The sequence below is a fragment of the Variovorax davisae genome (genome assembly GCF_030316845.1).
In the GTDB taxonomy this organism is placed as follows: domain Bacteria; phylum Pseudomonadota; class Gammaproteobacteria; order Burkholderiales; family Burkholderiaceae_C; genus Variovorax; species Variovorax davisae.
Genome location: NZ_JASZYS010000005.1, coordinates 63,194 through 85,375, shown reverse-complemented (window position 1 = coordinate 85,375; position 22,182 = coordinate 63,194). Strand labels below are relative to the sequence as shown.

21 protein-coding genes and 1 tRNA gene are annotated in these 22,182 nt (G+C 69.8%); 8 read left to right on the top strand and 14 right to left on the bottom strand.

Features of this window, described 5'->3' with window-relative positions; translation table 11 throughout:
- Window positions 1-10 precede the first annotated feature (10 nt).
- The 6 genes from QTI33_RS13120 to QTI33_RS13095 form a co-directional block, all read right to left on the bottom strand.
- Window positions 11-2,989, bottom strand: coding sequence for a formate dehydrogenase subunit alpha (locus QTI33_RS13120; protein ID WP_286506436.1), 2,979 nt, complete (start codon window positions 2,987-2,989; stop codon window positions 11-13).
- A 17-nt stretch (window positions 2,990-3,006) separates the two neighbouring features.
- A complete protein-coding gene (locus QTI33_RS13115) occupies window positions 3,007-3,231 on the bottom strand; it encodes a formate dehydrogenase (RefSeq protein WP_286506435.1) in 225 nt (74 codons plus the stop codon).
- 103 nt (window positions 3,232-3,334) lie between these two features.
- Complete coding sequence (locus QTI33_RS13110; protein WP_286506433.1) at window positions 3,335-3,952, bottom strand: TorD/DmsD family molecular chaperone; 618 nt, start codon at window positions 3,950-3,952, stop codon at window positions 3,335-3,337.
- Window positions 3,949-6,063, bottom strand: a complete 2,115-nt coding sequence (locus tag QTI33_RS13105) for a 4Fe-4S dicluster domain-containing protein (protein WP_286506432.1) — start codon at window positions 6,061-6,063, stop codon at window positions 3,949-3,951. Before QTI33_RS13105 ends, QTI33_RS13110 begins: the two co-directional genes overlap by 4 nt.
- Window positions 5,987-6,595: a DUF3306 domain-containing protein gene (locus QTI33_RS13100; protein ID WP_286506430.1), complete on the bottom strand. Its 609-nt coding sequence runs from the start codon at window positions 6,593-6,595 to the stop codon at window positions 5,987-5,989. The genes QTI33_RS13105 and QTI33_RS13100 overlap by 77 nt, the downstream gene beginning before the upstream one ends.
- Entirely contained in the window at window positions 6,588-7,178 is a 591-nt protein-coding gene (locus tag QTI33_RS13095) for a DUF3305 domain-containing protein (protein ID WP_286506429.1), read from the bottom strand. The genes QTI33_RS13100 and QTI33_RS13095 overlap by 8 nt, the downstream gene beginning before the upstream one ends.
- Window positions 7,179-7,306: 128 nt before the next feature.
- On the opposite strand from QTI33_RS13095, the gene QTI33_RS13090 reads away from it, so the two are divergent.
- A complete protein-coding gene (locus QTI33_RS13090; RefSeq protein ID WP_286506428.1) occupies window positions 7,307-8,404 on the top strand; it encodes an adenylate/guanylate cyclase domain-containing protein in 1,098 nt (365 codons plus the stop codon).
- Window positions 8,405-8,460: 56 nt separating this feature from the next.
- On the opposite strand, the gene QTI33_RS13085 is transcribed toward QTI33_RS13090, so the two are convergent.
- Window positions 8,461-8,535, bottom strand: a tRNA-Arg gene (locus tag QTI33_RS13085).
- A gap of 37 nt (window positions 8,536-8,572) precedes the next feature.
- Window positions 8,573-9,214 carry a TetR family transcriptional regulator gene (locus QTI33_RS13080; RefSeq protein ID WP_286506427.1) on the bottom strand — a complete coding sequence of 214 codons (642 nt, stop codon included), beginning with the start codon at window positions 9,212-9,214 and terminating at the stop codon, window positions 8,573-8,575.
- Window positions 9,215-9,378: 164 nt separating this feature from the next.
- Here QTI33_RS13080 and QTI33_RS13075 point away from each other — a divergent pair, with 164 nt between their 5' ends.
- The 4 genes from QTI33_RS13075 to QTI33_RS13060 all read left to right on the top strand — a co-directional run bounded on the left by QTI33_RS13075 (window position 9,379) and on the right by QTI33_RS13060 (window position 15,915).
- Window positions 9,379-10,629 (top strand): efflux RND transporter periplasmic adaptor subunit, encoded by a 1,251-nt coding sequence (locus QTI33_RS13075; RefSeq protein ID WP_286506426.1) that lies wholly within the window; start codon window positions 9,379-9,381, stop codon window positions 10,627-10,629.
- Between the two features lie 13 nt (window positions 10,630-10,642).
- Window positions 10,643-13,804 carry an efflux RND transporter permease subunit gene (locus QTI33_RS13070; protein ID WP_286506425.1) on the top strand — a complete coding sequence of 1,054 codons (3,162 nt, stop codon included), beginning with the start codon at window positions 10,643-10,645 and terminating at the stop codon, window positions 13,802-13,804.
- Window positions 13,797-15,206, top strand: coding sequence for an efflux transporter outer membrane subunit (locus QTI33_RS13065; RefSeq protein WP_286506424.1), 1,410 nt, complete (start codon window positions 13,797-13,799; stop codon window positions 15,204-15,206). Before QTI33_RS13070 ends, QTI33_RS13065 begins: the two co-directional genes overlap by 8 nt.
- 100 nt (window positions 15,207-15,306) lie before the next feature.
- On the top strand, window positions 15,307-15,915 hold the full coding sequence (locus QTI33_RS13060) for a c-type cytochrome (RefSeq protein ID WP_286506423.1): 609 nt from the start codon (window positions 15,307-15,309) through the stop codon (window positions 15,913-15,915).
- Between the two features lie 49 nt (window positions 15,916-15,964).
- Here the strand turns inward: QTI33_RS13060 and QTI33_RS13055 are convergent, their stop codons facing one another.
- Genes QTI33_RS13055 through QTI33_RS13040 form a run of 4 tightly spaced genes read right to left on the bottom strand, consistent with a single transcriptional unit; the run spans window position 15,965 to window position 18,765 of the window.
- Window positions 15,965-16,495, bottom strand: a complete 531-nt coding sequence (locus tag QTI33_RS13055) for a DUF2946 family protein (RefSeq protein ID WP_286506422.1) — start codon at window positions 16,493-16,495, stop codon at window positions 15,965-15,967.
- Between the two features lie 32 nt (window positions 16,496-16,527).
- On the bottom strand, window positions 16,528-17,502 hold the full coding sequence (locus QTI33_RS13050; protein ID WP_286506843.1) for a YheT family hydrolase: 975 nt from the start codon (window positions 17,500-17,502) through the stop codon (window positions 16,528-16,530).
- 8 nt (window positions 17,503-17,510) lie between these two features.
- Window positions 17,511-17,963 (bottom strand): YybH family protein, encoded by a 453-nt coding sequence (locus tag QTI33_RS13045; protein WP_286506421.1) that lies wholly within the window; start codon window positions 17,961-17,963, stop codon window positions 17,511-17,513.
- Between the two features lie 46 nt (window positions 17,964-18,009).
- Complete coding sequence (locus QTI33_RS13040) at window positions 18,010-18,765, bottom strand: Rossmann-fold NAD(P)-binding domain-containing protein (RefSeq protein ID WP_286506420.1); 756 nt, start codon at window positions 18,763-18,765, stop codon at window positions 18,010-18,012.
- A 45-nt stretch (window positions 18,766-18,810) separates the two neighbouring features.
- Between QTI33_RS13040 and QTI33_RS13035 the strand changes: the two genes are divergently transcribed.
- Genes QTI33_RS13035 through QTI33_RS13025 form a run of 3 tightly spaced genes read left to right on the top strand, consistent with a single transcriptional unit; the run spans window position 18,811 to window position 20,898 of the window.
- Complete coding sequence (locus QTI33_RS13035; RefSeq protein ID WP_286506419.1) at window positions 18,811-19,407, top strand: LemA family protein; 597 nt, start codon at window positions 18,811-18,813, stop codon at window positions 19,405-19,407.
- Window positions 19,408-19,423: 16 nt separating this feature from the next.
- Window positions 19,424-20,380, top strand: coding sequence for a TPM domain-containing protein (locus QTI33_RS13030; protein WP_286506418.1), 957 nt, complete (start codon window positions 19,424-19,426; stop codon window positions 20,378-20,380).
- 2 nt (window positions 20,381-20,382) lie between these two features.
- Complete coding sequence (locus QTI33_RS13025) at window positions 20,383-20,898, top strand: TPM domain-containing protein (RefSeq protein WP_286506417.1); 516 nt, start codon at window positions 20,383-20,385, stop codon at window positions 20,896-20,898.
- Here the strand turns inward: QTI33_RS13025 and QTI33_RS13020 are convergent.
- Window positions 20,895-21,728 (bottom strand): class III extradiol dioxygenase family protein, encoded by an 834-nt coding sequence (locus QTI33_RS13020; protein ID WP_286506415.1) that lies wholly within the window; start codon window positions 21,726-21,728, stop codon window positions 20,895-20,897. The genes QTI33_RS13025 and QTI33_RS13020 overlap by 4 nt on opposite strands.
- Before the next feature lie 20 nt (window positions 21,729-21,748).
- A complete protein-coding gene (locus tag QTI33_RS13015) occupies window positions 21,749-22,090 on the bottom strand; it encodes a protocatechuate 4,5-dioxygenase subunit alpha (protein WP_286506414.1) in 342 nt (113 codons plus the stop codon).
- Window positions 22,091-22,182: the final 92 nt, after the last annotated feature.

The window sequence follows — 22,182 nt, the reverse complement described above, 5'->3', positions numbered from 1 at the left end:
ACAGACTCCCTTATGCCTTCTCGACGTTGCAGACCGTCGTCTTCGTTTCTTGCATCATCGTGACGCTGTCGTACCCGTAGGTGGTGCTGGTGTTGATCGCCTCGCCGCGCACGATCGGATGCGCCCCCGCCGGGTAGTACCCGAGCATGTCCGCCCCCTGCCAGTGGCCGGAGAAGTGGAAGGGCATGAAGACCGTGTCCGGGCCGACGCGCTCGGTCACCAGGGCCTGCACGTTGAGCCGCGCCCCGGTCGGCGTGTGGACCCAGGCGCGCTCGCCGTTGCGGATGCCTTTCTCGGCCGCCACCCGCGGATGGATCTCGATGAACATCTCTTGCTGCAGTTCGGCCAGCCAGGGGTTGGAACGCGTCTCCTCCCCGCCGCCCTCGTACTCGACCAGCCGGCCGGAGGTCATGATGAACGGGAACTTCTCCGCGATCTTGTCCGCGATGTTGCGCTGCTGCACGCTCTTGTAGAGCGTGGGCAGGCGCCAGAAGGCCATCTTGTCGTCGTGCGTCGGGTACTTCACCGCCAGGTCCGGCCGGGTCCCGTAGAGCGGCTCGCGGTGCTGCGGAATCGCATCGGGGAAGTTCCACACCACGGCGCGCGCCTTCGCGTTGCCGAAGGGATGGCAGCCGTGGTTGCGCATGAACACGCGGATCATGCCGCCCGAACTGTCGGTCTTCCAGTTCTTGCCGTCGGCCTTGGCTTTTTCCACCTCGGTGAGCTCGTCCCACCAGCCGAGCTTCTTCAGCAGCAGGTGGTCGAGTTCGGGGTAGCCGGTCGTGATGGCGGCGCCGAGCGAATGCGATCCGTCCTCGGCCAGCAGGTTCTTGCCGTTGCGCTCGACGCCGAAGTTGGCGCGGAAGTTGCCGCCGCCGTCCATGACGTGCTTGGAGGTGTCGTACAGGTTGGGCGATCCGGGGTGCTTCAGCTCGGGCGTGCCGTAGCAGGGCCAGGGCAGGCCGAAGTAGTCGCCCGCGATGTCGTAGCCGTTGACCTTGTCCTTGACCGAGCCCTTCGCCCGGAGCGTGCGCACGTCGAAGGCCGCCATGTTGCGCATGTGCGCCTGCAGCCGTTCGGGGCTCTGGCCGGTGTAGCCGACCGCCCAGCAGCACTTGTTGATCTCGCGCAGGATGTCGTCGGGCACGGGCTCGTCCATGCCCTTGACCTTCTGCATCCTGTAGTTCTTGGACAGTTCCTTGCCGAAGCCGAGACGGTCGGCGAACTGCTGCATGATCATGTGGTCGCTGCGGCTTTCCCACAGCGGCTCGATCACCTTCTCGCGCCACTGGATCGACCGGTTCGATGCTGTCACCGAGCCGCTGGTCTCGAACTGCGTGCAGGCCGGCAGCAGGTAGACCGCACGCTGCGGGTTGAGGTCTTCCGCCCGGCCGGGCATGGCGGCCATGGCCGCGGTCGCCGACGGGTACGGGTCGACCACCACCAGCAGGTCGAGCTTGTCCATCGCCCGCTTCATCTCGAGGCCGCGGGTCTGGGAGTTGGGCGCGTGGCCCCAATAGACGACGCCGCGCAGGTTCGAGTCCTGGTCGATCAGCTCGTTCTTCTCGAGCACGCCGTCGATCCAGCGCGAGACGGTGATGCCGGGCTTGCTCATCATCGCGGGCGAGGCGAAGCGGCCTTTGATCCAGTCGAAATCCACGCCCCAGGTGGCCGCGAAGTGCTTCCACGATCCTTCGACCAGGCCGTAGTAGCCGGGCAGCGAATCGGGGTTCGGGCCCACGTCGGTGGCGCCCTGGACGTTGTCGTGGCCGCGGAAGATGTTGGTGCCGCCGCCCGCGGTGCCGACGTTGCCCAGCGCCAGCTGCAGGATGCAGGAGGCGCGCACGATCGCGTTGCCGATCGTGTGCTGCGTCTGGCCCATGCACCAGACGATGGTGCCCGGACGGTTCTCGTTCAGCCAGGTCGCGACCTTGAGCACCTGCGCCTCGTTGACGCCGCAGGCCTCCTCGACCTTGTCGGGCGTCCACTTGGCCATGACCTCCGCGCGCACCTCGTCCATGCCGAAGACGCGGTCGTTGAGGTACTTCTTGTCTTCCCAGCCGTTCTTGAAGATGTGGTGCAGCACGCCGAAGAGGAAGGGGATGTCGGAGCCGGAGCGGATGCGCACGTACTCGTCGGCCTTGGCCGCGGTGCGCGTGAAGCGCGGATCGACCACGATCATCTTGCAGCCGTTTTCCTTGGCATGCAGCATGTGCAGCATGCTCACCGGATGGGCCTCGGCCGCGTTCGAGCCGATGTACAGCGCGACCTTGGCGTTGCGCATGTCGTTGTACGAATTGGTCATGGCGCCGTAGCCCCATGTGTTCGCAACGCCCGCGACGGTGGTCGAGTGGCAGATGCGCGCCTGGTGGTCGCAGTTGTTGCTGCCGAAGAAGCTCACGAACTTGCGCATCAGGTAGGCCTGTTCGTTGCTGTGCTTGCTGGAGCCGATCCAGTAGACCGCGTCGGGGCCGCTGGCCTTCGAGAGCTCCTTGAGCTTGGCCGTGATCTCGTCGAGCGCCTGATCCCAGCTGATGCGCTCGTACTTGCCGTTGACCAGCTTCATCGGATAGCGCAGGCGGTATTCGCCGTGGCCGTGCTCGCGCAGGGCGGCGCCCTTGGCGCAGTGCGCGCCGAGGTTGATCGGCGAATCGAACACCGGTTCCTGGCGGACCCAGACGCCGTTCTCGACCACGGCGTCGGACGCGCAGCCCACCGAGCAGTGCGAGCAGACGGTGCGGCGGACCTCGACCTTGCCCGCCCCCACGGCGGTCGGCCGGCCTTCGGCCGCGTTGGATTTGCGTACCAGCGTGAGCTGGCCGGCCGCGAGGCCGGCGCCGACGCCCAGGCCCGAACGGCGCAGGAAGGCGCGTCGGTCCATGGTCGGCAGCGCGTTCGAGAGACCGCGCCGCAGGCTGTGGACGAGGGACGACGCGGCGGCAGGGGCGCCGCCATGCGCGGCACCAGGTGCTTTTTTGGTCAGTAGCATCGCAGTTGCCTTCGTTCTCAGTCCGACGTGGTCTTGTAGTAGCGCTTGACGTGTTCGCTCAGCGAATAGCCGCCCCCGTTGCGGGGCGGCGGCGGCAGCTCGGGCGCCGCCGTGGCGGCGGGCGCCGGGGCGACCTTAGGCAGCACGGCGACGGCTGCGGCGGCGGCGCCGACCGTGGCGGCGCCGAAAAAGAATCCTCTTCGCGACCCCGGCTGGGGGGCGGCGGTTTGGCTGTCCTGCATGTCAACTCCAGGAGTGGCTGGGCGAACCCACATATGAAACCAGTTGCGTACGTCTGGATACTAGTCCTGACCCTAATAAGCTCGAAGTCTATGTCCTTGGATCTCAGTCCAGCATGTCGAAGCCCTGTCGTTCGACCTCCGCGAAGGCCAGGGTCAGGCCGGCCAGGGCGGCGTAGAAGCGCGCCTTGGGGTGCTGCGCCACGGCGTCGCACACCGCCGGCAGCCAGGGCTGCACGTGGGTCGAAAAGAAGGCCTGCTGGGCCGTGAGGTTGGCCACTTCGACGTCTTCGCCGGCGATCAGATAGCGCATGACCTCGAAAAGACAGGCGATGTGGTCTTCGGTCTCGGGCATCGATTCGTCGCGCGCGAGCCCGATCCGCGCGAGATCGCGGCGCAGGGTCACCAGCGGCTTGTCGTTGAGGAATCCGCTCAGGTAGTGCGAGCCGAACAGATAGACGTCCGGCTTGCCGATGCCGCCGAAGAGCGCGTCGTATTCGTTGCGAAGCGCCGCCGCGTCGGTGCCGCGCGCCGCGCCGACCAAGGTCCGCCACGGCTCCTCCAGGAAGCCGCCCGCGGCCGGCGCCTCGGTCGGCGCGACCTGCACGGCGGCCAGCAATTCCGCGTCCGGTGCGGCGTACCAGAGGCGCGCCAGCAGGCCGTAGAGTTCGGCGCGGGCGATCTCTTCGTCGAGCGCCGAGGAAGCGGGGAAGCGTTGGCTCATAGGTCGGTGATCTTCGTTTCGCCCTGCGCGCTGTACAGGTCGATCACCCGGCAGTCGCTGCACATCTTGAGCCGCTCCAGGGCTTCGCCCTGGAACATGGCATGGCCGGCCAGCTTGCCGAGCATCGCTTCGATCGCCTTCTGGGTGCCGAAGGGCTTCGCGCAGCGGATGCACGACCAGGGCCTGGCCTCGTTGAGCACGACCGGCTGCTTGCGCTCCGGCGCCACCAGAAGCCGCGGCACCAGCGAGATCGCGCGCTCGGGACAGGTGGTTTCGCACAGCCCGCACTGGACGCAGTTCTTCTCGATGAAGCGCAGCTGCGGCGCGCTCTGGTTGTCCTGCAGGGCGCCGGCCGGGCAGGCGCCGACGCAGGCCAGGCACAGGGTGCACTTGTCCTTGTCCACCGCGAGGCTGCCGAAGGGCGAGCCGGGCGGCAGCGGGATGGCGATCGGCGTGTCGGACTGCGTTTTCAGCGCCGGGGCCGCCGCCACCAGATGATCGAGCGCCAGTTCGAGCGTGCTGCGCTTGTCGCCGCCGACCGCGAACCGGGCCGCCTTGGCGGGCACCTGTGCCCGCGCGTCGCGCCACGCGCCGAGCGCACCGTCGAGCGCGGCGACCGACGCCGCCTCGACGATGCGAAAGTGGGTGCCCGCATAGCCCAGACCGTGCAGCAGCGACTGGGCGAGCGCCGCCTGGGTCTTGAGCGCGGCGAGGTACTGCGGCGCCTCCTCCCCGGTGACCAGCACGCCCACCTGCGACGCGCCGAAGGCGACGGCGCTCAGCCACAGGTCGATGCCGGTGCTCGCCGCGTGGAAGAGCCCGACCGGGATCACGTGCGCCGGCACCCCCCGGGCCTTGCCGAGCTGGGCCTGGCGCCCCAGCTGCGCCACCAGCGCCTGGCCGCCCGCCTCGCTGTGCAGCAGCAGCGCCCCGTCGCGCCCGCCCGCAGCCGCATAGGTGGACAGCAGCGTGCGCAGCCTGAGCCCCTGGTCGGGCGCGCGCGGATAGGCGTAGCCCAGCGCGCCGGTCGGGCAGACGGTGGTGCAGGCGCCGCAGCCGACGCAGAGGTGGGGATTGACGACGATGCGCTGGCGCTTCGTGTCGCTGCCCACGGCGTGGGCCGAGCAGACGTCGATGCAGGCGCTGCAGCCGACGACCTCGTTGCGGCTGTGGGCGCAGAGCTTCTGGTCGTAGTGGAAGAACCTGGGCTTCTCGAACTCGCCGACCATGTCGCGCAGCCGCAGCAGGGTCTGCAGGCCCTGCGGATTCGCCATGCCGCCCGGCAGGTGGAAATAACCCTGCGGCGGCGCATGCCAGTCGATCCGCGGCGCCGCGCCGAGATCGAGCACGAGGTCGAAATCGCCGTCGAGCGATGCCGGCGCCCGGTCGAAGCGGATCGCACCGGCCGCGCTGCAGACGCGCTCGCAATCGCGGTGCGAGGTGCATCTGGCGTTGTCGATCTGGTAGTCCAGGCCGATGGCCTGTTCGGGGCACGCCGCCACGCAGGCATTGCAGCGGGTGCAGAGGTCGAGGTCGATGGCGTTGTCGCGGGTCCACTGCAAGCGGAAGGCGCCGAGCCAGCCCGCCAGCGAATCGATGCGCCCGGCGACCACCGGCCAGCGCCGCTCCTGCGCGCCGCCGGCCGCGCCGGCGCCTTGCGAGAAGATCGTCACGTCGAGGGTGTCGGCGAGCAGCGCCGCCGCCTTCTCGGCCTCGTCCAGCGGACCGACGATCAGCAGCCGGCCCTGGCTGGCGTAGCTGACGGTCGCGACCGGGTCGGGCTCGGGCAGCCGGGCGGCGGCGAGGAGGGCCGCGATCTTCGGCATCGCGCTGCCGGCCTCGCGGCTCCAGCCGCCGGTTTCGCGGATGTTGACGAAGCGGATCGGCGACGTGGCCGCCGGCACCTGCGCCGCCAGCTCCGCGAACAGCCGCTTCTCCTGCGTGCAGGCGACCACCACCTCGTCGCCGGACTGGATGGCTTGCTGGAAGGAAGCCGCCTCGCGGCGGCAGAGCGCGGAATGAAGGGGCAGTGACTCAGCCAGCGCTGTCCCGAGCGTCTTCGGCTCGAGCGGCATCGTCTTGTTGCAGTCGCAGATCAGCGTGGTGGTCATCGGTCGCTTGGCTGGCAGGTTGCGCATCGGCAACCGGCTGGCTGGAAAGGTCTCCTGGATCACTCGACTGTGCCACGTCTTGCGATCCCTCATCCCGAGGTGTTGGATCGGGGCTTTCGTCGAATAGATTCAGAAATTTCGCGCTCGCCATCTGGCGCAGCACGCTCTCGGGCAAGGGCGAGGGCTTGGAATAGTCGTCAATGTAGGTGTCCAGGCCGTCCATCACGTTGAAGTGGGGATCGGCGAACAGCTTCTTGAAGGCGGCGTTCTTGACTTCGGGCGCCACGTCCCCGGCGACGAAGGGCCTGAAGTCGGAGTGGATGGTGAGCGCCTGCGCGTCCGCCAGCGTGAGCGGCGGCGGTTCCGGCGCGGGATCGGCGGGCGTCGTGCCCGCGACGAGCGGCGCAGGCGCCGCGTCCGGCGGTGGCGCCTGCGGTGGCGCCTGCGGTGGCGCCTGCGGCTCTTCCGGCACCTGGCCGGCGCGCTCGGCCTGCTTGCGCCGCGACCACCGCCCCAGGAATCCCTCAGACATCGCCGGCTCCCGGTCCTCGTTTCTTCTCGGTCGTCACGCTGGCGGCGTTGCCGAAGCGATCGACCAGCGGCCGGAAGCTTTCGGGGCGCCGGCGGCGCTTGGGCTCGATCACGTAGTGCGCGTCCACGAAACCGCGCACCCAATCGACCACCTCGGGCGGGGCCGGCACCTGTTCGACGGTTTCCTGCGCATCGAGCCAGCGCCCGGCTTCGTAGTAGCTGAGCGTGACGACGACCGGGCGCGGAATCGGCTCGGGCCCGAGCGTCGCCTCCTCGTCCATGCGCCAGAGCACGAACCAGCAGGGGGCCGGGGTGGTCGCGTTCAGGTGGTAGCCCTCGGCTTCGTCGCGGAACAGTTCGACCTTGTAGCCGGGATGCAGCCATCGCTGCGCGCCGTCGTCGTCGTGCAGCAGCCGCGGCCCGGTGCCGAAACCAGGCTCGTCGGGGATCACGCTGTCGAGCGTCCAGCGCCAGGGCTGCCAGTGGCTCGACGGGCCGTGCAGGCGCTCGCGGCGCATCACGACCGCCACGTCGAGCGTCGGGCGGCCGCTGGCGCCAGGCGCAGGGAAATCGGAAGAAGGCATGTGCGCACCATAGCGGATTGCTTCGCACCGTGGGGTAGCATGGCGCTGGTCAGGGCCTTCACCTGCGCGATCGAGCCTGCGCGGCACCATGCAGACGTCCGCCGTGGTGCCCCTGGACGCGAGGGCAGATGATCGCCACCATTTCCGCCGTCATGCGCGAACGCCTGCGGCGCTTCGCGCGCATCGTGGCCATGGCCGCCGTCATCGGTGCGGGCGTCGGTGCCGTCTACGGCGGCGCGATGGCCGGACCGGGCGCTCGCTCCCTGCTCGCCTCGCTGATGGTCTCCATGCCGATCGGCGTCATCTCCGCCCTGCTCATCGCGCTGTCGATCGCCGGCATCGAGATCTTCCTGCTGCCTCGTGCGTCCATGCGATGGCTCGACGCGCTGCCGTTCGCCGCGGTGTTCGTCCTGAAGACGCTGGTCTACGGCGCCATCGCAGGGGCGGTCCTCGCCGGCCAGCCGGGAGAGCGCTTGATGGGCGTCGTCAGCGTCTACAGCGCGCGCACCGGGCTGATTGCGGTTTGCCTCGCGCTCGTGCCGGTCGCCGTCGTGGTGATGATGTTCCAGGCCGCGGGCCTCGTCGGCTACCGCACGTTCATGGCCCTGCTGCTTGGAAAATACCGCCGGCCCTACGCCGAACGACGCTTCTTCCTCTTCGTCGACATCGTGGGCTCGACCGCGATCGCCGAGCGGCTCGGGGCGCTGGCGTCACACCGCTTCCTCGCCGCGGTGTTTTCGGCCGTCGCCGAACCGATCGAGATGTGCCGCGGCGAAATCTACCAGTACGTCGGCGACGAGATCGTCATCACCTGGGTCGAGGCCGGCGGCGTTGCCGATGCGCGCGCGCTGCGCTGCTTCTTCGCGATGCGCGCGGCGCTCGCCGCGGACGCCAGCCGGTTTGCCCAGCGCTTTGGCGTGCAACCGGCGTTGCGTGCGGCCCTGCATCTGGGCGAGGTGATCGCCGGCGAGGTCGGCCAGGTGCGCCGTGCGATCGTCTTCCACGGCGACGTCATGAACACGACGGGGCGCCTCGAGCAGGCGACCCGCGACGTCGGATGCTTGTTCATCGCGTCGGCGGAAGCGCTCGCCGCCCTGGGGCCGCTGCCCGAAGTGCGTACCCACGACCTCGGGGTGCTGGCGCTGCGCGGACGCGTCGAGCCCATCCATGCGTTCTGCGTCGAGCCCTCGGAAATCCGGGTTTCGGCGGCTGGCGATGCTCGGTGACCGTGCCCGGAAAACGAAAAAGGCCGGAAGCACTTGCATGCTTCCGGCCTCGAATTTGGTCCCGCCGCCAGGAATCGAACCTGGATCTCAGCCTTCGGAGGGCCGAATTCTATCCGTTGAAATACAGCGAGAGGAGCTTCCGAAACATCGGAAGCCCTCCATTATCGCCTATCGGACGGCGTCTGGCGAAGATGGTGTAAATCCGAGCCCGGAGAGGTACACCCGGAAGGTCTGGCGCCCGGTCGCCACGAGGTCGAAGGCGGCCGGGTCCAGCAGCCAGTTCTGGATCAGGCCGCTGATCAGCGCATGCAGACCCTGGGCCGCCGCCGGCGCCGGGATCGGCAGGCGCTTGCGGGTGCGGCGGGCGTCGGCCACCATGGCCTTCTCGAACTCGGTCACGCAGCCGTTGCGCGCCGACAGGTGGCGCTGCTGCACCGATTCCATGTCGTGGGTGTACTCGACCTTGTGGGTCGCGATATCGAACACCCGGCGCACCTGCATGTCGCTGGTCATGAGCTTCAGCGCCTCGATCATCTGGTGCTCGACCTCGTCCATCGGCTCGGCGCCGCTGCCGGCGGAGGCCCGGGCCACCTCGGCCTCCAGCGGCAGCGTGACGCGGTCCATCATGGCGTTGAAGAGCGCCGCCTTGTCCTTGAAGTGCCAATAGATCGCGCCGCGGGTCGCGCCGGCCTGGTGCGCAATTTGCTGCAACGACGTCTGCGACACGCCCTGGGCCTGGAACAGGACCTCCGCCGCATCGAGCAGGCGGTTGCGCGTCTCCTGGGCCTCTTCCTTGGTTCGTCTGACCATTTTTAGAGACTCCCTTCTTAAAATCCATCGGCTGGGAAAGGTCACACTATACATTCATGAATGTATGTAAGATAGAGCCCTTTCCCCGATAGTCAAGATCGCCCCGATGCCGTAGGCACCCGCGCGGTCGCGCCAATCTCCCGTCCTCCCTTCAAAGGAATCACATGCCCGACCTGCATGTCTCGCGCCATTCGTTGTTCTCGCCGCGCCCCGCGACCCTTGCCGCCGCCGTCATGCTGCTCGCGCTGACCGCCTGCGGCAAGGGCGAGGCCCCGAAGGCCGCCGGCGGAGGCGGCCATCCCGCGCCCGAGGTGGGCGTGGTGGTCGCGACCCCGACCAACGTCGGGCTGGTGACCGAACTGCCGGGCCGGCTCGAAGCCACGCGGGTGTCCGAGGTGCGCGCCCGGGCCGCCGGCATCCTGATGCAGCGCGTGTTCCAGGAAGGCAGCGACGTGAAGGCCGGCCAGGTGCTCTACCGCATCGACCCCGCCCCCTACGCCGCTGCGGCGGCCAGCGCCGAGGCCAGCCTGGCGCGCGCCGAGGCCAACGCGGTGCAGGCCCGGGCCCTCGCCGAGCGGTACAAGCCGCTGGTCGAGGCCAATGCGGTCAGCAAGCAGGAATACCTGAACGCGGTGGCGGCGGCCAAGACCGCCGACGCCGACATCGCGGTCGGCCGCGCGGCGCTGCAGACCGCCAAGATCAACCTCGGCTACGCGACCGTGACGGCCCCGATCTCGGGCCGCATCGGCCGCTCGCTGGTGACCGAGGGCGCGCTGGTCGGCCAGGGCGACGCCACGGCGCTGGCCGTGATCCAGCAGATCGATCCGCTGTACGTGAACTTCACGCAGTCGGCCACCGAGGTCCTGCGGCTGCGCCGCGCGCTGCAGGACGGCCAGTTCAAGCGCGCCGCCGGCGGCGAGGCCGCCAGCGTGCGCATCGCCCTCGAAGACGGCACCGAATACGCGCACCCGGGCCGGCTGCTGTTTTCCGACCTGACGGTCGACCAGACCACCGGCCAGATCACGCTGCGCGCCGAAGTGCCGAACCCGAAGGGCGACCTGCTGCCGGGCCTGTACGTGCGCGTGCGCCTCGAGCAGGCCCAGGCCACCAACGCGATCACGGTGCCGCAGCAGGCGGTCACGCGCACCCAGCAGGGCGACACCCTCACGGTGGTGGGCGCCGACGGCAAGCTGAGCAAGCGCACGGTGAAAATCAGCGCCGCCCAGAACAACCAGTGGGTGGTGCTCGACGGCCTGAAGGCCGGCGAGCAGGTGATGGTCGACGGCTTCCAGAAGCTGCAGATGATGCCGCCCGGCACGCCCGTGAAGGCGGTGCCGTGGACCGGGCCGCAGGGCGCCGCCGCCCCGGCTGCGGCTGCTTCCGCTGCGGCCGCCCCGGCTGCGGCCGCGAAGTAAGGAGCCCGCCCGCATGGCCAAGTTCTTCATCGACCGTCCGATCTTCGCGTGGGTGATCGCACTGTTCATCCTCGTGGTGGGCGGCGTGGCGATCACGCAATTGCCGATCGCCCAGTACCCGCCGGTGGCCCCGCCGGCCATCGTCATCAACGCCGCCTACCCCGGCGCTTCCGCCCAGACGCTCGAGGACAGCGTGCTGTCGGTCATCGAGCGCGAGATGAACGGCTCGCCCGGCATGATCTACATGGAGTCGGTGGCGCAAGCCGACGGCACCGGCGCGATCACCATCAGCTTCGCGCCCGGCACCGACGCCGACCTGGCGCAGGTGGACGTGCAGAACCGGCTCTCGCGCGCCACGCCGCGGCTGCCCGCCGCGGTGACGCAGCAGGGGGTGCGGGTCGACAAGTCGCGCTCCAACTTCCTGCTGTTCACGATCCTCTCGTCCGACAACCCGGCCTTCGACCCGATCGCGCTGGGCGACTATGCGTCGCGCAACGTGGTGCCCGAACTGCAGCGCGTCAAGGGCATCGGCCAGGCGCAGCTGTTCGGCACCGAGCGGGCGATGCGGGTCTGGATCGACCCGGCGAAGCTGCAGGGCTTCAACCTGTCGTCGAGCGACGTCACCAACGCCATCAAGGGGCAGAACGCGCAAGTGGCCTCGGGCACCATCGGTGACCTGCCGAACGTGGCCGGCCAGGCGATCGCGGCCACGGTGGTGGTCAACGGCCAGCTCACCAATGTCGAGCAGTTCGGCAACATCGTGCTGCGCGCCAACACCGACGGCTCGGCCGTGCGGCTGCGCGACGTCGCCCGCATCGAACTCGGCGGCCAGGCCTATTCGACTTCGGCACGCCTGAACGGCGAGCCGGCGGTCGGCATCGGCGTCCAGCTGGCGCCCAGCGGCAACGCGCTCGAATCGGCCAAGCTGGTGCGCGCCAAGATGGAGGAGCTCTCGCGCTTCTTCCCGCAGGGCGTGAAGTGGGAGATCCCGTACGACAGCTCGCGCTTCGTCAAGATCTCGATCTCGCAGGTGGCCGAGACGCTGGTCGAGGCCGTGGTGCTGGTGTTCCTGGTGATGTTCCTGTTCCTGCAGAACTGGCGCTACACCATCATCCCGACCATCGTGGTGCCGATCGCGCTGCTGGGCACCTTCGGCGTGCTGCTGGCGCTGGGCTTCTCGATCAACGTGCTGACCATGTTCGGCATGGTGCTGGTGATCGGCATCGTGGTGGACGATGCGATCGTGGTGGTCGAGAACGTCGAGCGCATCATGAGCGAGGAAGGACTCCCACCGCTGGAGGCCACGCGCAAGGCGATGAAGCAGATCTCGGGCGCCATCATCGGCGTGACCGTGGTGCTGATCTCGGTGTTCGTGCCGCTGGCCTTCTTCGCCGGCTCGACCGGCAACATCTACCGCCAGTTCTCGGCCGTGATGGTGGCGTCGATCGGCTTCTCGGCCTTCATGGCGCTGTCGCTCACGCCGGCGCTCTGTGCGACCTTGCTGAAGCCGGTCGAAGCCGGCCACCACCACGAAAAGGGCGGCTTCTTCGGCTGGTTCAACCGCGGCTTCTCGCGCACCGCCAAGGGCTACGAGGGCCTGGTGGCGCGCATCCTGCGCCGCGCCTTGCGCTACCTGGTGATCTACGCGGCCATCATCGGCGTCGTCGTGATCGCCTACCTGCGCGTGCCGACCTCCTTCCTGCCGCAGGAAGACCAGGGCAACATCATCGTCAACGTGCAGCTGCCGCCGGGCGCGACCCAGGAGCGCACGCTCGACGTCATGAAGCAGGTCGAGGGCTTCATCCTCAAGCAGCCCGAGGTGCAGAGCATGGTGGGCGTGATGGGCTTCAGCTTCTCGGGCCAGGGCCAGAACGCCGGCCTCGCCTTCGTGACGCTGAAGGACTGGAAGGACCGCAAGGGCGAGGGCGAATCCGCTTCGGCCCTGGCAGGCCGCGCCTTCGGTGCGCTGTCGGGCGTCCGCGATGCCTTCATCTACCCGCTGAGCCCGCCGCCGATCCCTGAACTGGGCAATGCCAGCGGCGTGACCTTCCGCCTGCAGGACCGCTCCGGCGCCGGCCACGAGGCGCTGGTCAACGCCCGCAACCAGTTGCTGGGCATGGCCGCGCAGAGCAAGATCCTGACGCAGACCCGGCCCGACGGCCTGGAGGACGCGCCGCAGCTGCAGATCGACATCGACCGCGACAAGGCGAATGCCCTGGGCGTGACCTTCGATGCCATCAACGCGACGCTGTCGACCGCGCTCGGCTCGAGCTATGTCAACGACTTTCCGAACCAGAGCCGCCTGCAGCGCGTGGTGGTGCAGGCCGACGCCCCGGCGCGGATGCAGCCCGACGACCTGCTCAAGCTGAACGCGGCCAATGCGCAAGGCAAGCCGGTGCCGCTGTCGGCCTTCGCGACCACGCGCTGGATCACCGGCGCGCAGCAGACCGTGCGCTACAACGGCTACCCCGCGATGCGCATCAGCGCCGACGCGGCGCCGGGCTACAGCACCGGCGCGGCGATGGCCGAGATGGAGAAGCTCGCCGCGCAGCTGCCGCCCGGCTTCGGCTACGAATGGACCGGCCAGTCGCGGGAAGAGAAGCTCGCCGGCTCGCAGGCCATCATCCTGTACGGCTTCGCGATCCTGGCGGTGTTCCTGTGCCTGGCGGCGCTCTACGAGAGCTGGTCGATCCCGCTGGCGGTGATCCTGGTGGTGCCGCTGGGCGTGCTGGGGGTGCTGCTGGCGACGATGCTGCGGGCCTACTCCAACGACGTGTACTTCCAGGTCGGGCTGATCACCATCATCGGCCTGTCGGCGAAGAACGCGATCCTGATCATCGAGTTCGCCAAGGACCTGCAGGCGCAGGGCAAGGGCGTGGTCGAGTCGGCGCTGGCGGCCGCGCACCTGCGGTTCCGCCCGATCATCATGACCTCGCTGGCCTTCGGCCTGGGCGTGATGCCGCTGGCCTTCGCCACCGGGGCCGGCTCGGCGAGCCAGCGTGCGATCGGCACCGGGGTGCTCGGCGGCATGGTCACGGGCACCACCCTGGCGGTGTTCTTCGTGCCGGTGTTCTTCGTGGTCGTGCGCGGATTCTTCAAGGGCAGCGCCCGACAGCACGAGGCCGACAAGCGGCACGCCCAGGCCGCCGGCATCGAGGAAGACAAACATGACTAAGCGATTCATCACCACCGCGCTGGCAGGCGCCGCCGCCCTGATGCTGGCGGGCTGCTCGCTGATCCCGACCTACGAGCGTCCGGCGGCCCCGGTGCCGGCGACCTTCCCGAACGCGGCGGCAGCGCCGACCGCGCCCGGCCAGCCGACGGCCTCGACCGTCGCCTGGCAGGACTACTTCACCGATCCGCGGCTGCAGAAGCTGGTCGACACCGCGCTCAAGAACAACCGCGACCTGCGGGTGGCGATCCTCAACATCGAGCAGGCGCGCGCGCAGTTCCAGATCACGCGCTCGGCGCTGTTCCCGGCGCTCGACGCCAGCGCCAGCGGCTCGCGCCAGCGGCCCTCGCTGCTTGGCGATGGCGTGGCTTCGAGCTATTCGGTCGGCCTGGGCGTCACGGCCTGGGAGCTCGACTTCTTCGGCCGCGTCGCCAGCCTGAAGGACGCCGCGCTGGGTCAGTACCTGGCCACCGAGGAAGCCCGCAAGGCGACCCAGATCAGCCTGGTGGCGGCGGTCGCCAACGGCTGGCTGGCCGTGCTGGGCGACGACGAGGCGCTGGAGATCACACGCCGCACCATGGTCACGCGCGACGATTCGCTCAAGCTGACCAAGCTGCGCTTCGACAACGGCGTGGCGTCCGAGATCGACTACCGCTTCGCAGAGGCACAGGCCGAGACCGCGCGCGCCGCCTATGCCCAGCAGCGCCGGCTGCGCATGCAGGACGAGAACGCGCTGGCCTTGCTGCTCGGCGCGCCGGTGCCGCCCGAGGCCACCACCGGCAGCGAGCAGGGCCTGCAGGCGCTGGCGCCGATGCAGGATCTGCCGGCCGGCCTGCCGTCCGACCTGCTGGCCGAGCGGCCCGACATCCGCGCCGCCGAGCAGCAGCTGATCGGCGCCAACGCCAACATCGGTGCCGCGCGGGCGGCCTTCTTCCCGCGCGTGACGCTGACCACCTCGATCGGGACCACCAGCACGGAGTTCTCCAACCTGTTCAGCAGCGGCACCAAGGCCTGGGCATTCGCGCCGCAGATCACGCTGCCGATCTTCAACGCCGGCGCCAACCAGGCCAACCTGGATTCGGCGCGCGCCGGCCAGCAGATCGCGGTCGCGCAGTACGAGAAGTCGATCCAGACCGCCTTCCGCGAGGTGGCCGATGCGCTGGCCGGCCGCGCGACCTACGACGAGGAGCTGCGCGCGGCGACGGCCCAGTCGCAAGCCGAGCAGACGCGCTTCCAGCTGTCGGACATGCGCTACCGCGGCGGCGTCTCCAGCGGGCTCGACCTGCTGGATGCCCAGCGCTCGCTGTTCACCTCGCAGCTCGCGACCGCCCAGATCCGGCAGGCGCGGCTGCAGAACCAGGTCGTTCTCTACAAGGCGCTGGGCGGCGGCTGGGCCACCAAGTAAGGCCGCGGGACGCCCCGGGTCCGGCCTGCGGCGGCCGGGCCCGGGGGCCTCTCTATAATCCGCCGTTGATCCGAATAAAGCCCCCGATACTGAGGACGCAATGAGCGACGACCCGCACTACCAGGCCACAGAAGAAGCCCACACCGGCCCGATCAAGAATCCGAAGCAACTGCTGCTGGCGGTCTTTTTCTCCTTCATTGCGCCTATCCTGATCATCGTCGGCCTGGTGTCGTTCGTCGTCTCGGGCACCCATCCCTCGGGTTCGGCGCAAGGCGACAGCATGTCGCTCTACGGCGTCTCCAAGGACACTCGCGACCGCGACATCGCCGACCGCCTGAAGAAGGTCGGCTCGATCGAGATCCGCGACGCCAACCGGCCGCTGGCCACCGGCGAGGCCGTGTTCAAGGCCCAGTGCGTGGCCTGCCACGGCGCGCCGGGCATCCCGGGCGCCCCGCACTACGGCGACGCCGCAGCCTGGGGCCCGCGCATCGGCCAGGGCTACGCCACGCTGGTCGAGCACGCGCTCAAGGGCAAGGGCGCGATGCCGGCCCAGGGCGGCGGCGACTTCGACGACATCGAGATCGGCCGCGCGGTGGTCTACATGGCCAATGCGGGCGGTGCCACCTTCCCGGTGCCCGACCGGCCGGCCGCAGCGGCCGAAGGCGCCGCGCCCGCCGACGCCGCCCCTGCAGTGGCCAGCGGCAAGTAGCCCGCCCAACCCCGACCCGAAGCCCGCGCGATGCGGGCTTTTTTCATGGTCAGCGCGCCGGCTGGCCGGCGGCCGGACTCAGCACATGGCCGAAGCGGGCCGGCAGGTCTTCGGCGCGGACCTCCTCGGGCACCCAGCGCCCCTGCTCGACTGCCTCGGCCGCCAGCCCGACGTCCTGGGTGTGGACCAGGCCGAGGCCGATGTCCGCCACCAGGTAGAGCCGGCCTTCGCCGTCGAGCAGGCAGGCCGTGGGCTCGATCGGCAGGCCGGAATGCGAGCGGACCGACAAGTCCTCGGACACCCGCCAGATCCACGGCGCGGCCTCGAGTTCGACGTAGACCCGCTGGGGCCCGTTCTGGAAGAACCACTGGCCCTGGTCGTCGTGGTCGTAGTTGCGCTGGATGAAGTCGATCAGCTTGTCGTGCCGCAGCTGCGAGCCCCTGGCCTGGCGAAACGGCCCCAGGGCCTGGGTGCGGTCGTCGCGCAGGAACCAGTTGCCGCGGGCGTCGAGCCCCAGCCAGCCGTAGCAATGGGGCACGTTGGGCCACTTGGCCAGGGCCTTCAGAACGATCTCATCCATGGCGCCATTCTGCGCCGTGCGGGGCTGTGCAATCAGCGGTGGTCGTCGAGCCAGGCCACCACGCGCTCGGGCATGACCCGCACGTGACCCGGGGGGGCGCCGAGCGGGAAGCCCACGTGGCCGCCGTGCGCCGGTTGCCAGAGCGTCACGTGGCGGCCGACCTCGCCCTGGCGCGGCAGGCTCGCGGCCGGCACGAACGGGTCGTTGGCGGCATTCACCACCAGGGCCGGGATCCGGATGCGGTGCAGGTGCGGCTTGGCCGAGCCCCGCGACCAGTAGTCGTCGGTGCCGCGAAAGCCGTGCAGCGGCGCGGTGAAGACATCGTCGAAGGCGTACAGGTCGCGCGCCGCGAGCAGCTTGTCGCGGTCGAACAGGCCCGGGTGCTGGGCCAGCTTGGCCAGGGCCTTGGGCTTCATGGTCGACAGGAACATGCGCGTGTAGACCAGCCGGTTGAAGCCGCGCCCGATGGCGGCGCCGCCGGCGGCGAGGTCCAGCGGGGCCGAGATCGCGGCCGCCGCGCTGGCCAGCTTCGAGGCCTCGGACCCGGCCTCCTCGGCCCAGCGCATCAGCGCATTGCCGCCGAGCGAGACACCGGCCGCCAGCAGCGGCTGGGCCGGGTCGCGCCGGGCGCGCAGGCGGGCCAGGATCCAGCCGATCTCCTCGAAGTCGCCCGAGTGGTAGGCCCGCGGCGCCAGGTTGAGTTCGCCGCTGCAGCCGCGGAAATGCGGCACCGCATAGTCCCAGCCCCGGGCATGGGCGAAGGCGCCGAAGACTTCCGCATAGTGGCTTTTCGACGACCCCTCGAGGCCGTGGAACAGCACCAGCAGCGGCTTCGGGCCCGCCACCGCGGCATCCAGAAAGTCGACGTCCAGGAAGTCGCCGTCGGGCGTGGCCCAGCGCTCGCGCCGGTAGGCCGGCAACGGCGCCTGGGCGCGCCGCGCGTACAGCGCGGGCCAGATGGTCTGGAGGTTGCCGCCGGGCAGCCAGCGTGGCGCGACGTACTGCATGGGCGCGGTCAATGCAGCGTCTGCGGCGCCTCGCTGGCGTCGCCGGGCTCGTGCGCGCTACCCGGGCTCGCGTGGTGCGCGACCATGCGCCACCCCTGCGCCGTGCGGTGATAGACGTTGGTGGCCAGCACGAAGGCATGGCGCGGCCCCTCGGCGGTCAGCACCTCGATGCGCTCGAGCACATTGTGGACCGCACTGGCGAGCGATTCGACCTTGCGCACCCGCGCCGGCGTGGCCTGAATGGCGCCGTTGCCGAACATGTGCTCGAAGGCGGCACGGATCGCCTCGGCCCCGACCAGCCGCGGGCCGCCCGGATGGACGCAGAACACCTCTTCCTCGTCGGCCCAGCAATCCATGAGGGCGTCGACGTCGCCCCGCTGCAGGGCTTCGTAGAAGGCGGCTTCGACATCGTCGGCGGTGCCGCCGATGGTGCTGGCGCGGAGTTTGGCTTTGGTGGACATGGTGGTGCTGCCGGAGGGAGCGATTTTGCCTCGGTCGCGTGTCGCCTCAAGGGCTGGCGGCCACCCAGCCCTGCACCACCGCGCGCAGCTCGCCCTGGGTGGCACGCCAGACCAGATCGGGCGCCGCCACGTGCACCCCGGGGGGCGCCAGCGCCAGCGCGACGTCGACCAGTTCGGCCACCTTGGAGGCCCGCGCCGGCTGCTCGCTGGGAGGCACCATGAAGCGGGTGATCGACAGCATCCAGGCCGCCAGCCGCTCGCCGGGATGGGCCAGGCGTCGCGCCACCGGCTTCTGCGCCGAACGCACCAGCAGCACGCGCTCGAAGCCCAGCGCCACCACCGCCTGCTCGTCGAGGCTGGCCAGGCCGCGCTTGAGCGCCTCGGGCAGCCGGCCCTGGTCGTGCGGCAGCACCACCGCCAGCGTCTGCACGCCGCACGAGCGCAACCAGCCGGCCAGCGCCGGCAACTGCGCCGGCTCGGGTGTCCACAGCGCCCGCTCGCGGTCGTAGAAAAGCCGCGGCGGCTCGAACAGCACCAGCGCCGTGCCGGCGGCCACCGGCGGCCATTGGGCCATCGGCAGGTCCGGCACCTGCACCGTCTCGACGCCGGGCAGGCCGTCGCGGATCGGTTCGCGCGCGAGCACGTAGGTATGGTCGAAGCGATGCCGGCCCGCGAGCCGCCGCACCAGCTCGTGGCCCAGCACGCCGGTGGCGCCGGCGATCAACAGCGCGCCCCTCGACGGCCGGCCGTCGAAGGGTCGCCGGTTCGCGGCCTGCAGGGCCTGGAGCGGATCGGGCGCCATCCTTCTATGCTACCTTTGTCGACTTCGCACAGAGAGGACTCGGACATGATGAAACGCTGGCTACTGATCTTCATCGCGGCGCTGTCGCTCGCGGGCTGCGGCTACAACGACTTCCAGCGCCTCGACGAGGCCAGCAAGTCGGCCTGGAGCGAGGTGCTCAACCAGTACCAGCGGCGCGCCGACCTGGTGCCCAACATCGTCGCCACGGTCAAGGGCGAAGCCAACTTCGAGCAGGAGACGCTCACCAAGGTGATCGAGGCGCGGGCCAAGGCGACCTCGATCCAGGTCTCGCCCGAGACCCTCAACAACCCCGAGGCCTTCGCCCGCTTCCAGCAGGCGCAGGGCGAGCTGTCGGGCGCGCTGTCGCGGCTGATGGCGGTGTCAGAGCAGTATCCGAACCTGAAGGCCAACCAGGCCTTCCGCGACCTGCGCGTGACGCTGGAGGGCACCGAGAACCGCATCACGGTGGCGCGCAACCGCTTCATCCAGACGGTGCAGGAGTACAACGTGCTGGCGCGCAGCTTCCCGACCAACCTGACGGCCAAGGTGATGGGCTACCCGCCCAAGCCCAACTTCACGGTCCAGAACGAGGCCCAGATCTCGGCGCCGCCGACGGTCGATTTCAGCGCCCCGAAGAAGTAGGCGCGGCGGCCAGGCGATGACGGCGGCCCGCATCCGGCAGGCACTGACGGCCCTCCTCCTGATGGCGGCGGCGCTGCTGGGCGCGCGGGCGCAGGGCCTGCTGCCGGTGCCCGCGCTCGATGCCCGCGTGATCGACCAGACCGGCACCTTGAGCGCCGCGCAGCGCAGCGCGCTCGACGCCAAGCTGGCCGCCTTCGAGCAGAAGAAGGGCTCGCAGATCGTGATGCTGATGGTCCCGACCACGCAGCCCGAGGACATCGCGAGCTACGCCAACCGGGTCGGCAACGCCTGGAAGATCGGCCGCAAGACGGTCGGCGACGGCATCCTGGTGGTGGTCGCCAAGGACGACCGCAAGATGCGCATCGAGGTCGCCAAGGCGCTCGAAGGCGCGGTGCCGGACCTGGCGGCGGCCCACATCATCGACGAGGCGATGAAGCCGCGCTTCCGCCAGAACGACTTCGCCGGCGGCCTCGATGCCGCGGCCGACCAGCTGATCGCCCGCGTCAACGGCGAGGCCCTGCCCGAGGTCGACGCCCGCGGCGGCGACTTCGGCGAAGTCCAGCGCGGCGGCAGCGGCTTCAACTGGCAGGATCTGGGCATCTTCCTGTTTGCGGTGGTGCTGGTGGGTGGGCCGATCGCGCGCCGCATCCTGGGCAAGATCCCGGGCTCGCTGGCGCTCGGCGGCTTGACCGGCGTGGTGGTGATGGTGCTCACGTCGAGCCTCGTGATCGCGGTGCTGGCCGCGCTGGGCGCCCTGCTCTTCACGCTGTTGTCGACCGCCTTCGGTGCCGGGCCCGCGATCGGCCGCAGGGGCGGTGGCGGTTTCGGCGCCGGCCTGGGCGGCGGATTGGGCGCCGGCGGCCTGGGCGGCTGGGGTGGCGGATCTTCCCGGGGCGGCGGTGGCTTCGGCGGCGGTTTCGGCTCCGGCGGCGGTGGCGATTTCGGCGGCGGCGGCGCCTCGGGAGACTGGTAGCCATGACTTTGTTCGCACGTCTCGCCCGCATCTGGCGCCATCGCTGGACCGACGAAGCCGATGTGCGCCGCGCACTGCCGGCCGACCTGCTCGACCGCCTGACGCGCCGCGTGTCGGCCAGCGAACGGCGCCACACCGGCGAGATCCGCATCTGCGTCGAGGCCGGCCTGCCGCTGTCCTACCTGTGGCGGGATGCGCCGGCACGCGAGCGGGCCATCATGCTGTTCGGCAAGCTGCGGGTCTGGGACACCGAGCACAACAACGGCGTGCTGGTCTACCTGCTGCTGGCCGAGCACGCGATCGAGATCGTCGCCGACCGCGGCATCGATGCGCGGGTCGACGACGCGCAATGGGCCGCGCTGGCGCAGCGCATGGGCGCCGCCTTTCGCGAGCAGCGCTTCGAGGATGGGCTGACCCAGGCGCTGGAAGAAGTGTCGGCGCTGCTGGTCGAGCACTTTCCGCTGGCCGAGGGGCAGGCGGACCGCAACGAACTGCCCGACGCGCCGGTCGTTCTCTAGGGCTCCAGCAGCATCAGGCCCGAGGCCGTGTTCGAGATCGGCAGGTGGTAGTTTCGATGCAGGCAGCGGGCGCTGGCACCGAGGGCACCGCGGGTGGCCAGCCACATCAGCAACTCCACGCCCTGGGTGCCGGCTTTCTCGACCAGCTCATGGGTCGTGAACTGCGTCGCCCATTTGGGGTCGTGGACCAGGCTCTCCATGAACTGCAGGTCGAAGTCCTTGTTGATGAAGCCGGCCCGCTGGCCATCGAGCTGGTGCGACAGGCCGCCCGTGCCCATCACGGCGACCCGGGCGTCGCTGTCCCAGCTGCGGATGGCGCGGCCGACCGACTCGCCCAGCGCGTAGCAGCGCCGGGCCGAAGGCAGCGGGAACTGGACCGTGTTGATGCACACCGGCACCACCTTCACGGGCCAGGCCTGGTCGGGCCACAGCAGCGCCATCGGCAGGGTGAAGGCGTGGTCGACCTGCATCTCCTGGCAGCTGGTGATGTCGAACTCGTCCTGCACCAGCGCGTCGATCAGCTGCCACGACAACCCCTGCTCGCCCTCGAACGAGGCCATGACCGGGAGGCCCCAGCCTTCGTCGGCGCCGCTGTAGACCGCAGCGGCGCCGACCGCGAAGGTCGGCATCTTGTCGAGGAAGAAGTTGAGGCCGTGGTCGTTGTAGAAGACCACGAGCACGTCGGGCCGGGTCTGGGCCAGCCAGCGGTGTACCGGCGCGAAGGCCTCGAAGAAGGGGCGCCAGTAGGGCTCCTGCTGCAGGTTGCGGGCGATCGCGCGGCCGATCGCCGGCACGTGGGAGGTGGTGATGGCACCGACGAGATTGGCCATGGCGGGGGTCTCCGGGCGGGTCAGCCGGCGGCGGCAAGGAGCCGGGCCTGGAACTCGGCCTTGGTCAAGCCGGTCTGCTGGGCGCCGATGTCCTGCATGTCGAGGCCGAAGATGCCGGCGAACTTGGCCAGGTAGTAGGCGTTGCCGCCGGCCTCGATCAGCTGCAGCACATCGCGCGCGCGGATGGCTTCGCGCTGCGGCGCGGTCAAGCCGTAGCGGGCGCAATAGGCGTCCTCGTCCCGCACGAAGGCCTCGCGGTTGGCGGCTTCGTTGAAGGAAAAGCACATCTTGTTGAGCGCGTAGCCCTTGCGGGCCTGGCGGCCGTCGAACAGCGTGGTGCCGGGAATGTCGGGGGTGCACATGGGGGTCTCCTGGAGGGGTCGGGGCGAAAGCTTGATCTGGATCAATCGCGTGCGCTCCAGACCGGCACCCGCAGTGTTCCGGCAATCGACAC